At 57.7% G+C, this 10,865-nt stretch carries 11 protein-coding genes; all 11 read left to right on the top strand.

All coding sequences use genetic code 11. From position 1 onward, the window contains the following. The first annotated feature begins 246 nt into the window (after positions 1-246). The 11 genes from IPM39_16375 (at position 247) to IPM39_16325 (ending at position 10,803) form a co-directional block, all read left to right on the top strand. Positions 247-585 carry a winged helix-turn-helix transcriptional regulator gene (locus tag IPM39_16375; protein MBK8987627.1) on the top strand — a complete coding sequence of 113 codons (339 nt, stop codon included), beginning with the start codon at positions 247-249 and terminating at the stop codon, positions 583-585. A gap of 129 nt (positions 586-714) precedes the next feature. Next, positions 715-1,662 carry a hypothetical protein gene (locus tag IPM39_16370; protein ID MBK8987626.1) on the top strand — a complete coding sequence of 316 codons (948 nt, stop codon included), beginning with the start codon at positions 715-717 and terminating at the stop codon, positions 1,660-1,662. Positions 1,663-1,745: 83 nt separating this feature from the next. Further along, on the top strand, positions 1,746-2,279 hold the full coding sequence (locus IPM39_16365; protein MBK8987625.1) for a YeeE/YedE family protein: 534 nt from the start codon (positions 1,746-1,748) through the stop codon (positions 2,277-2,279). Between the two features lie 2 nt (positions 2,280-2,281). Then, a complete protein-coding gene (locus IPM39_16360; protein MBK8987624.1) occupies positions 2,282-2,866 on the top strand; it encodes a YeeE/YedE family protein in 585 nt (194 codons plus the stop codon). Positions 2,867-2,899: 33 nt separating this feature from the next. Beyond that, positions 2,900-5,077 (top strand): molybdopterin-dependent oxidoreductase, encoded by a 2,178-nt coding sequence (locus IPM39_16355; GenBank protein ID MBK8987623.1) that lies wholly within the window; start codon positions 2,900-2,902, stop codon positions 5,075-5,077. A gap of 70 nt (positions 5,078-5,147) precedes the next feature. Then, entirely contained in the window at positions 5,148-5,960 is an 813-nt protein-coding gene (locus IPM39_16350) for a 4Fe-4S dicluster domain-containing protein (GenBank protein MBK8987622.1), read from the top strand. Between the two features lie 2 nt (positions 5,961-5,962). Next, positions 5,963-7,159, top strand: a complete 1,197-nt coding sequence (gene nrfD / locus IPM39_16345) for a polysulfide reductase NrfD (protein ID MBK8987621.1) — start codon at positions 5,963-5,965, stop codon at positions 7,157-7,159. Between the two features lie 59 nt (positions 7,160-7,218). Next, complete coding sequence (locus IPM39_16340) at positions 7,219-7,971, top strand: PocR ligand-binding domain-containing protein (GenBank protein MBK8987620.1); 753 nt, start codon at positions 7,219-7,221, stop codon at positions 7,969-7,971. Then, positions 7,968-9,014, top strand: coding sequence for a cytochrome b N-terminal domain-containing protein (locus IPM39_16335; GenBank protein MBK8987619.1), 1,047 nt, complete (start codon positions 7,968-7,970; stop codon positions 9,012-9,014). The genes IPM39_16340 and IPM39_16335 overlap by 4 nt, the downstream gene beginning before the upstream one ends. Next, complete coding sequence (locus IPM39_16330; protein ID MBK8987618.1) at positions 9,011-10,339, top strand: hypothetical protein; 1,329 nt, start codon at positions 9,011-9,013, stop codon at positions 10,337-10,339. Before IPM39_16335 ends, IPM39_16330 begins: the two co-directional genes overlap by 4 nt. Before the next feature lie 14 nt (positions 10,340-10,353). Next, positions 10,354-10,803, top strand: a complete 450-nt coding sequence (locus IPM39_16325; protein MBK8987617.1) for a Rieske (2Fe-2S) protein — start codon at positions 10,354-10,356, stop codon at positions 10,801-10,803. Positions 10,804-10,865 lie beyond the last annotated feature (62 nt).

Genomic DNA, 10,865 nt, shown 5'->3' with positions numbered 1-10,865 from the left:
AAAGGTTTCAGTTCAAGCACCAATTGTCAATTGTCAATAGCCAATTGTCAATTGTTAATCGTTAATTGCTGTTTAGTGGCGGTGGACAACAGGAGCGATTGAATGAGATGAACTATGTCACCTATCCAGGTGACGAATGTCACTATGTGGTGATTGTGCAATAAAATACTATTGCAAACTATAGCAAGATAATGCAAGCATTAACAATGATTCATTGAGTGGAACGGCCGTAGGCAAAATGGTGTCATGATGATTTCTTCAGATACGCAGTTAACGCAGTTACACGCCAGTTGTTGTCAGGCGTTGGCCGATCCCAAACGGATTCAGATTTTGTATGCGTTGGCGCAGCAGCCGCGCCATGTTGGCGCATTGGCCCAGGATTTAAACCTGTCCCAATCCACAGTCTCGCGCCACCTGAGTATTCTCAGCCAACAGTCTCTTGTTTATTCGGAGCGTGATGGCGTCAGTGTAACTTACCAACTCATGGATGCGCGCATTATTGAGGTGCTGGATACCTTGCGGCTGCTGGTATATGAGTCGTTGGAGAGGAAAACGGCCGTGCTGAACGGCCGTGTCCCAGCGTGACAAACAGTAGCGACTAAGCCTCTCTGGGATTTCACCACGGAGGTGCGGAGAACACGGAGGGTTTACAGGTTTAATCTCTGTGCCCCCGTGTCTCCGTGGTAAGTAGTTACGACAAACAGGATATTCATCATGATAGAAAACAAAACCCACGCAACTGTATGGCTTCTGTTTTTGGGCAGCCTGGCGCTGTTTATCGTTCTGACCCTGCCCAAACCAGCCCAGGCGCAGTGTGGCTCATCCGCGTCGTCGTGCAGAAATTGCCACGAGATTCAGGCGCAGGCGCCAGTGAACAACGACGGCACGAATTGGCATGAGGCCCATGCCTTTGGCGATTTTTGTGAATTTTGCCACGCCGGTAACGTGCAGGCCACCGACATGGACGCCGCCCACGTCGGCATGGAAGCGCCACTGGATAACATTCAGGTCAGTTGTGGCAACTGCCACGCCGCCGATCTGGCTGAACGCGCCGATGTGTACGCCGTTGCTTTGGGCGTGACAGTTGGCGCCGGCAGCGGCAGCAGCGGCGGCAGTTCCGGTTCAGAACCTCCGGCGAGCGATAATGGGACTGGGGGAGAGGTAACGGCCGTTGTCCCCCCCTCCTCTCCCTCTAGCTCTAGCGCTCGCTCCCCCGTCCCGGTCGGCCTGGTCATCAACGATCCCAACGTCATAGACTACGTCGCCCGCTACAACGAGACCGTCCTGGGTATTAAACAAGTTAACTGGGGCAACCGCATTCTCATGGGCCTCATCGCCATCACCCTGGTTGGCGGCGGCGGTTTCGTGGTCTGGAACGAACAACGGCTGCGCCAGAAAAACCACATCCCCCTGTCGGCGGAAGTTCTCACCCAACAAAACAGCCATTACCCCGACTATCCACCACAGGTTGTTGCCCTGCTGCCCCGCCTGGCTGCTCTGCCGCCCGACGCCCTGCAAAACCTCTACCAATTCCTCGAAGACCCCACCAGGGCGCAGCTTCTGCTGCGCGACCTGACCCGGCTGCAACCCGACCTCATCCAACAAATCCGCGAGCTTGACCGCGAATCGCAGGCCCTCCTTCTGGCCCTGGCCAATAACTAATAACCAGGATTGGTTCAACCTACATGATTGAACCAATCTGACCACCTTAGAAACAAACACAAACTATCAACTGGAGACAAACCATGGATAGGTTAAAGGAACAGTTTCAAAAAGAAGAATGGTCGCCTTATGCGGCCGGCGTTTTATTGGGCATCGTCGGCATCCTGGCTGTCTGGCTCAGCGACAGTTTGTTGGGCGCATCCGGCGCGTTTGAAAACCTGGCCGGGGCCATTGGGCAGACTGTCGCCCCACAGTTGTTCGACAATTTATATTTTAACTACGTCATGCGCCCGGAAATCACCTGGTCTGGCGTTTTGCTCATTGGCATCTTCTTTGGCGGCATGGTTGGCGCATTGTCCAGCCGCACCTGGAAGCTGCGCCTGAATTCGGACGAACAGTGGAAACAGGTCTTTGGCCCCAGTTGGCCGAAACGATGGTTGTTCGCCTTCCTGGGCGCAATTGTATTGGAGATAGGCGCGGGCATTGCCGGCGGCTGCACCAGCGGGTTAGCCATCTCTGGGGGGATGTTACTCGCGCCGGCCGCTTTCATTTTCATTGGCGCGATGTTTGCCTCCGGCATTGCCACCGCCTGGCTCGTTTATGGCAGGAGATTCTAAACATGACCAACTACATTCTGGCTCTTATTTTAGGCCTCTTTTTTGGCCTGTCGCTGCAAAAAGCAGGGCTGACCAAATACCACAAAATCGTCAACGTGTTTCGCTTCACCGATATGGCTGTCCTCAAGTTTATGATGACCGCCCTCATCGTCTCCATGACCGGGCTGTACATCCTCAAATGGATGGGCGTCATCACTTTTCCTGGCGTCCCGGCTACGTATATTGCCGGGAACGTCATCGGTGGGCTGATTTTTGGCGTGGGCATGGCGTTTAGTGGCTACTGTCCGGGCACGTGTGTCGCTGGCGCCGGTGAAGGTAAGTTGGATTATCTGGTTCCTGGCCTATTGGGTTTTACCACCGGCGCAGCTATTTATGGCCTGATCTACCCGCAGGTTTTCCCCAAGATTTCGGCTATTGCTAATTTTGGTTCGGCCATCATGCCCGAACTCTGGAACGTGAGCGCGGCCCTGGTTATTGCCTTCTTCACCTTGTTTAGCCTCTTGCTGTTCTACCTGATTGACCGCAACCAGATGCAGCGGCAAGACAAACTAGCAATTAACAATGAACGGTTAACAGTTAACGGTTAACTGTTAGCAGCTCATCATTATCAGGGATTTATTATGACAACAACAACTCTTTCCCGCCGGGATTTCCTGAAAGTCTTTGGTGCGTCGGTGGGGGCGCTGGCGATTGGGCAGCTTCTGCCCATTGAAGTGGCCGAGGCGGCCAAAGCGGCCGGTTTCCTGGATATTGAAGGCAATGGCTTCATCCCGACCATGTGCGAAATGTGCGTCTGGCGCTGTGGCGTGCGCGCCAAAGTGAAAGAGGGGCGGGTGGTGAAGCTGGAAGGCAATCCGGTTCATCCGCATTCGCTTGGTTTTTTGTGCGCCCGCGGCCAGGCCGGCCTGATGAATACGTATGATCCAGACCGGGTGTTGAAGCCGCTGGTGCGAGTGGGACAGCGCGGCGAGGGCAAATTCCGCGAGGTCTCCTGGGAAACGGCGCTGGACCTGGTGGCCCAAAATATGCTGGAGATTAAAGAAAAGTATGGCCCGGAAGCGATGATTTTCTCGTCTACGCATAATCTTTCCCAGGTGCAGTTTGAGAATTTGTTGAATGTCTTTGGTTCGCCGAATTATGGCACGCAGCGCAGCCTCTGTTTTAACGCCATGATTGTCGCCAACCAGATGACCTATGGCATGGAAGAGCCAGACCGCAGCTATGGCGACCTGGAATATCTGATTTTAACCGGCCGTAACCTGATGGAAGCCATTTCTACGTCGGAGACGAGCATTCTTAGCCACGCGATTGACCGGGGGTTGAAGGTGGTGTCTGTGGACCCGCGCTTCACCAAAACGGCCGCTAAATCAACCGAGTGGTGCGCCATCCGTCCGGGTACAGACCTGGCTTTCCACCTGGCTTTGCTCAACGTGATCATCAGCGAAGACCGGTATGACCATGCGTTTGTGGCGAATTATACGGTGGGCTTTGCACAATTGGCGGAGGAGATACGGCCGTTTACCCCCGAATGGGCCGCGCCGATCACCGACATCCAGGCCGATGTCATGCGCCGCATTGCCCGCGAATTTAGCGACGCCGCGCCCCACGCTATGGCCCACAACGGTTGGCGCACCTCCAACTTTGTTAACTCCTTCCAGACCCAACGCGCCATTTCCTGCCTCAATGCCCTGGTCGGCAATTGGGGCATCCACCTGAAGCCGTCGGCCGGCGAAGGGGGCGGGCCATTGGGCGCGCCGCCGCAGCCGCCTTACCCCCGCGCCAGCGCCATGCGCCTGGACGGCGTGCCCTGGAAATACCCGCTCGTGCCTTTTAAACTGGGCGTTTTCCAGGAACTGCGCGACGCCATTCTGACCGAAACGCCCTACAAAGCGCACGGCTGGTTCATCTCGCGGCAAAACCCGGTGCAGTCCATTCCTGACCGCGCTCGCACCCTGGAAGCCATGAGCAAGATGGATTTTATCGTCGTCGTAGACATTTCCCTGAACGACACTGCCTGGTTTGCCGACGTGGTGCTGCCGGAAGCCTCTTACCTGGAGCGTTACGACCCGCTGAACATTGTGGGCGACCGCGCTTTTCTGCGTCAGCCGGTCATTCAACCGCAGGGCGAGGCCAAATCGGCGCTGTGGATTTATAAGCAGTTGGGGCAGCGGCTGGGCCTGGGCGATTTCTTCCAATATGAAGATGAAGAGGATTTCTTGCGCCAGCAGCTTGCGCCTCTGGGCGTGACGCTGCAAGAGGTACGCGAGACGGGTTATGTCAATTTGCCGCACGCGGAAGGCGGCGAGATCGAATACGCCTGGAATACGCCATCGGGCAAGGTGGAATTGTTCTCGGAGACGTTGAACCGGGCTGGCTTTGCCGCCGTGCCTACCTGGGAAGAGCCGCCACGGCCGCCGACAGGTAAGTTTTATCTGCTCACCGGCAAGGTGGGGCGGCACACGCAGTTTGCCACGCAAAACAACCAACTGCTGCATAAATATGAAGACGAGCCGCGCCTGTGGATGAATCCAGAGGCGGCCAAAGCGCTGGGGCTGGCCGATCTTGACCTGGTGAAGGTGATCAGCGATGTGGGCGAGGTCCATATTGAGCTGCAAGTGACGCAAGCCATTCGGCCGGATTGTGTGTATATGGGCCCGGGCTTTGGCAAGCTGTCTCAGGGATTGACGACAGCATTTGGCGTGGGGGCCAGTTCTTCGGCGCTGCATGTGACGTTTACCGACCCGGTGAGCGGTGGGCAGGCGTTGACGCAGACGTTTGTGCGGGTAACGGCCGTCTAAAAACCGGAGCGTGAGCGTCTCGCTCGCAGTGGCAGCGGGCAAGACGCCCCGCCCCGAGGAATTACTAGCTATGTCAGAAAAAATAACCAGCGAAAAAGAATTTGGCTTTCTCATTGACGCCTCGCGCTGTATTGACTGCCGCGCCTGCCTGGTAGCGTGCAGCGTCGAAAACGAAGTGCCTAATACCATCTCCCGCATTTGGATCAAAGAAACGGGTGTCACCGGGCAGTTTCCCAATCTGTCTCGTTATTCGGCTCCCTACCATTGTATGCACTGCGACGATCCGTCGTGCGTATCCGCCTGCACGGTGGGCGCGCTGCAACGGGACGCCAACGGCATTGTCACTTACGACATTGACCGCTGCATTGGCTGCCGCTACTGCATGTATGCCTGTCCTTTTGAAGTGCCCAACTTTGAATGGGAGGCGCAGCTGCCGCTGATTGTCAAGTGTGATATGTGCGTGGCGCGTTTGGGCGAAGGTGAAGCCGAACCGGCCTGCGCCGCGACCTGCCCCACCGACGCCATCATGTTTGGCGAAAAGAGCAGTATGCTGGCCCAGGCCCATCAACGGATTGATCTGAACCCGGATAAATACGTAGACCATGTTTATGGCGAAACGGAAAACGGCGGTACGTCTACCTTTTACGTCTCGCCGGTTCCTTTTGAGGAGATGGGCTTTCCGACGGGCGGCTCTATATCGCCAGCCTATTCTAACCGGTTGGTGACGCATGGCACGCCGGCCGTCGCTGGCAGTGTCGCCATTGGTCTGAGCGGCATTTACCTGACAATTAAGCGCCACCATGCCGGCCCATTGGTGGCTGGCGCAGAGGGAGAGGGAGAAACGGCCGTTGCCCCCACCCCAGACGAGACCACAGAGGCATAATCATGTTCATCAAAAAGGTCATAGACGAGATCAAATCTTTGTCGGTCGGTTATTACATTTTGGCGGTCATTGCCGCCGCCGGGCTGTCGGTCGGCGCATACCGTTTGTACGCCGGGCTGGGCGAAACGACCAATCTTAGCAAAGCCTTTCCCTGGGGCATCTGGATCAGCTTCGATCTATCCACCGTCGCTTTTTCTGGCGGCGCGTTTACCCTGGCGGCGCTGGTGTACGTTTTTCATCTGCATGGCCTGCACGCGGCCGTGCGCCCCACCGTGTTGGCCGGGCTGATCGGCTATTCCTCGGTGCTGGTCATCTTGTTTATGGATTTAGGGCGTTGGGACCGCTTTTACCACTTCCTGATTTTCCCCAACATCAACTCGGCGCTGTTTGAGGTCAGCTGGTGCATCGCCCTCTACTCCACCATTTTAATCTACGAATTGAGTCCGGTCTTCCTGCAAGAATCTCGCTTCAGCGGCCTCCTGCCGTTCATCGAAAAATGGACCATGCCCCTGGTGATTGCCGGCGTCACGCTGTCTACTTTGCATCAATCGTCGTTGGGCACGTTGTTTATCGTCATGTCTTCGCGGCTGCATCCCTTGTGGTATTCGCTGTTTTTGCCGGTCTTTTTCCTGATCTCTTCACTGGCGGCCGGTCTGGCTATGGTCATCAGTGGGGCCATCGTGAGCTATTGGGTGTTCAAACGAACCCTGCCAAAACATATCATCGCCGAATTGGCCTGGTTCATCCCCTGGGTGTTGGGTATTTACCTGGTGTTGAAATTGGGCGAACTGCTGATCACCGACGAGCTGCATCTTATGTTGACCAGTGGTGTGTATACCGTGTTGTTTTTGACGGAGTTGTTTGTGGGCGTGGTGCTGCCCATCATCCTGCTTTCCTTTGAAAAGGTCCGCAATAGTCGGGTGGGCGCGTTAACCGGGGCGCTGTTGGTGTTGGCCGGGGTCACGTTGAACCGGTTTAATGCCTCCTGGTTTGCCATCCGGCCGCTGGACGGGGGCATTTATAAGCCCCATTGGATGGAGGTAGCAATTTTGGTCGGCGTAGCCGCCAGCGCTGTTCTGGTATACTCGCTGGTCGCCCACTACTTTCCTGTATTTGATGAAACGGTGGTGGTGGTGGCGCCGGCCGAGGCCGACGGCCGTCAACCGCGCCAATCGTTACAACCAGCCGCCGCCGATTAATTTGCTGTTGGTCAGGTTTGGCTTTGTTGGTCGCCAACCTTTTCTCTATAATCTTTCCGATGGAAGAACTACTAACCGCCAAACAAGTACAGGAACATCTCCAGGTAGACCGCACCACAATCTACCGCATGTTGAAAGACGGCCGTCTCCAGGGCGTCAAAGTTGGTCAACAGTGGCGCTTCCCCCGGCCAGAAGTGGAAGCGCTGCTCTCCGGCGCGCCCGCGCCAGACCACAACGCCCCCCAATTATCCAGAGACATATTACCCGTCCACTGCTTCCAGGCCATCCAGGATGTCAGCGCTGAAGCGGTAGACGTAGGCGCGATCATCACTGATACCGAAGGTGTGCCCATCACCACCATTAGCCACTCCTGCGCTTTCTGCAACCTCATCCTTAACACAGAATCCGGCCAACAGGCGTGCATCGAATCCTGGCGAAAATTGGCGCATCAACACGAAAAACTGCCCCAATTTTCCACCTGCCACGCCGGCTTCCAATATGCGCGGGCGCGGATTGAGGTGGATGGCGTGGCCCCGGCCATGTTTGTCGCCGGTCAATTTTTTACAGCGCCGCCCGACACGGCCGTTCGTCAGGCGCAGATTGAGCGGTTAGCCGAAAAACATGGTCTGGATGCGGCCGAATTAGCCGCCGCCGACCGCGACACACACGTTCTAAACGAAGCGACGCAGGCCAAAATCAGCCGATGGCTGCAAAAGTTGGCCGACACCTTCGCCATCATCAGCCTGGAACGGGCCGATATGCTCAATCGCTTGCAGCGCATAGCCGACCTGAGCGGATTAACGCGGGGATGAACCGCCCCAGTTTTATTGCCCGCCTGCATCCCCCAACTCTGCCTGCCCGCGAAACTCGCTTTAGCGCCACGTTGGGGCTGGGGGGCATCTCTCTGCTGTTGTACTTGCTCCTTATCGTCACCGGCATCCCGTTGACGGCCGCGTACACGCCCACAGCCGCCGCCGCCAGCGAATCCATCCGCGCCATCACCTTTATCCTGCCTTATGGCTGGCTGCTGCGCAACCTGCATTACTGGACGGCCGTTTTGCTGCTGCTTAGTGGCGCGCTGCATCTGCTGCGCGTCGTCCTGACCGGTGGCTACAAGCCGCCGCGCCGTTTGAACTGGCTGTTAGGGCTGGCGGCGCTGCTGCTCAGTCTGCTCCTCAGCTTTTCCGGCTATGTGCTGCGTTGGGATGTAGACACCGTCGGCGCATTGACAGTGGCCGCCAACACCATCCGCCAGACGCCGCTGCTGGGCGGCTGGTTCTATGGTTTATTGGTCGGCGGTCCAGATATTGCCGACGCCACCCTGGTGCGGTTTCACACCTGGCATACCCTCGGCCTCAGTCTCCCGGTTCTGTTTCTGCTTGGCTGGCACGTCTTTCGCGCGCGCCGCAATGGCGGCTGGGCAACCAGGCAATCGGCCGCCGCGGCTCAGCCGCCGGACGTTCGCCTCATGTGGCGCGAATGGCGGCAGCGGGCAGGGGTGGCCGTGTTGGCTCTGTTGTGCCTGCTCATGGGGTTGGCTTTGTGGCTGGATGCGCCGTTGGCTCCGGCAGTGGATGGGGTGAATATTCTGGTTACGGCCGTTACCCCCATCATCATCACCCCCTGGTTTTTAGTATGGATTCAAGCCCTGCTGCGCCACCTGCCGCCGCTGCTGGCCGGGATTGTGATCCCGTTGGCGCTGTTGGCGCTGTTGGCGCTGCTGCCCTGGACGCTGGATCGTACCCAGACGGGTGTGGGCGTCTGGTTTAACCGGGAAGGGCGGTGGGCGCAGGTGGTGGTATTGTTTTTGTTCAGCGCCCTTGTGTCGCTGACGCTGTGGGAGTGGTGGCGATGAACCGTTATCAGAAAGTAACGGCCGTACTCGGCCTGCTTCTCTTCTTACTCACTGTCGCTGCTGTTGCGCGCCAGTCGCGCCAACCGGCAATCATCAGCCTCACGCCCACCCTCACCGGCCGGCCAGAATTGTGCCTCACCTGCCACCAGGGCATCGAAGAAATCAGCCCCAGCCACCCGCAAGAGGCGTTTGGCTGCGTGCTTTGCCACGGCGGCGATGGGCTGGCAGTAGACGCCGACTTGGCCCACGCGACGATGCGCGGCGCGACCGGGAATCCCAGCGATTTAGCCGTTGTCGCCGAATCGTGCGGCGGCTCTACCTGTCATAGTGGGGCGGCGGCCGACGGCCGTGATCACATCCACCGCGTCATGACTACCGTCATGACCACCTACGCCGGCGCTATCGCCCAGGTCAATTACGCCTTTGGCGGGCAGCCCGACCCTGTGGCCCGTTACGGCATCGTCGCCGTGCAAGACGACTGGATCACGACAGCGACCGGCGTCGCGGCGCTGACGCCGTTTAATCCTGGCCCAGACGCGCCGGACGCCATCCACACCTTTGCCCAGGATTGCCAGCTTTGCCACGTAACGGCCGTGCCCCTGGCCCAGCCTTACTTTTTCCGCGCCACCGGCTGTGCCGCCTGCCACGTCATCTACGAAAACGATGGCCTCTATCGCGGCAGCGACCCGACCATCCCCAGAGACGAGCCGGGGCATGCCGCCGCGCACCAACTGACCACCGCCATCCCTTACTACCAATGCAACCACTGCCACAATCGCGGCAACTATTCGCTGCGCCAGATGGCCTTTCTGCAGCGGGATGATTTGCCTGGGCCGCACAGCTTAACGGCCCAAGAGCAGCGGGAATTGGAATATTATCAGCCTATCGCCCAGTTTACGCTGTGTGAATGGGTGTTGGACTGTGTAGACTGCCACACCAACGGCGAGGTGATGGGTGATGGCGACATTCATTCCAGCCAGGCCGAGATTCAATATGTGCAGTGCCAGACCTGTCACGGCACGCTGACCGAGATGCCCCTGCTGACAACCATCAGCGACCCGCGCCACCCGGCCATCCTTTCGGCCAATCTCAACCCCAACTACAGTGTGGCCGTCGGCGACACTGTCATCGCCACAACGCGCGGCGAGACTTTTGGCTGGATTCAATGGGACGGTGAGCGGTTGGTGGAGACGGGCAAAGTAGACGGCCGTCTTTACGAAGTGCCTCTAGTCTTGGGCAGCGGCTGCCAGCAGCAGCCCGACCAGCAGGAAAGCCATTACTGCCACGAATGCCATGCGTATGAGCGATTGGCGATTGGTGATTGATAGTTCTGTGGCCTATGAACGAAGCAACACAGGTTTCTAACTTATCCCGCCGCCGTTTTTTGGCCTTGTTGACCCACGGTGGCTGGATGGCCGCGCTGGGGGTGTCGCTTTACCAGATAGGGCGTTTTCTGGACGCGGAGGGGCTGCCCAATACGCCCTCCCTGCTGGTAGAGGCTGGCAAATTGGCCGATTTCCCCCCCGGCTCCACCACTTACGTGGCGGCGGCGCGCGCCTGGCTGCGCAATGACGCCGGTTATCTGACGGCGTTGGACGCGGTGTGTCCCCATTTGGGCTGCCTGGTGCAGCAAAAGATCACGGCCGTTTCCGGGTTCCAATGCCCTTGCCACGGCAGCCACTTTGGCGCGGCCGGGGAATTGGAGCAGGGACCGGCGGAACGGCCGTTGCGCACCCTCACCGTGCAAACCCGCCCCGACGATACCGTTATTATCCTCATCGCCGATTAAGTGGCCGATGCAAAAAACCACAAAAGCTTCTGACACTTTTGTGGTTTTTTACACTTTCATCG

This window comes from Candidatus Leptovillus gracilis (genome assembly GCA_016716065.1).
Taxonomy (GTDB): domain Bacteria; phylum Chloroflexota; class Anaerolineae; order Promineifilales; family Promineifilaceae; genus Leptovillus; species Leptovillus gracilis.
This window is presented reverse-complemented; position numbering and strand designations above follow the sequence as displayed.

What these genes read in the sequence shown, in the direction of transcription:
- IPM39_16375 (MBK8987627.1), top strand. Translation starts at nt 247, where the DNA reads ATGATGATTTCTTCAGATACGCAGTTAACGCAGTTACACGCCAGTTGT.
- IPM39_16370 (MBK8987626.1), top strand. Translation starts at nt 715, where the DNA reads ATGATAGAAAACAAAACCCACGCAACTGTATGGCTTCTGTTTTTGGGC.
- IPM39_16365 (MBK8987625.1), top strand. Translation starts at nt 1,746, where the DNA reads ATGGATAGGTTAAAGGAACAGTTTCAAAAAGAAGAATGGTCGCCTTAT.
- IPM39_16360 (MBK8987624.1), top strand. Translation starts at nt 2,282, where the DNA reads ATGACCAACTACATTCTGGCTCTTATTTTAGGCCTCTTTTTTGGCCTG.
- IPM39_16355 (MBK8987623.1), top strand. Translation starts at nt 2,900, where the DNA reads ATGACAACAACAACTCTTTCCCGCCGGGATTTCCTGAAAGTCTTTGGT.
- IPM39_16350 (MBK8987622.1), top strand. Translation starts at nt 5,148, where the DNA reads ATGTCAGAAAAAATAACCAGCGAAAAAGAATTTGGCTTTCTCATTGAC.
- nrfD (MBK8987621.1), top strand. Translation starts at nt 5,963, where the DNA reads ATGTTCATCAAAAAGGTCATAGACGAGATCAAATCTTTGTCGGTCGGT.
- IPM39_16340 (MBK8987620.1), top strand. Translation starts at nt 7,219, where the DNA reads ATGGAAGAACTACTAACCGCCAAACAAGTACAGGAACATCTCCAGGTA.
- IPM39_16335 (MBK8987619.1), top strand. Translation starts at nt 7,968, where the DNA reads ATGAACCGCCCCAGTTTTATTGCCCGCCTGCATCCCCCAACTCTGCCT.
- IPM39_16330 (MBK8987618.1), top strand. Translation starts at nt 9,011, where the DNA reads ATGAACCGTTATCAGAAAGTAACGGCCGTACTCGGCCTGCTTCTCTTC.
- IPM39_16325 (MBK8987617.1), top strand. Translation starts at nt 10,354, where the DNA reads ATGAACGAAGCAACACAGGTTTCTAACTTATCCCGCCGCCGTTTTTTG.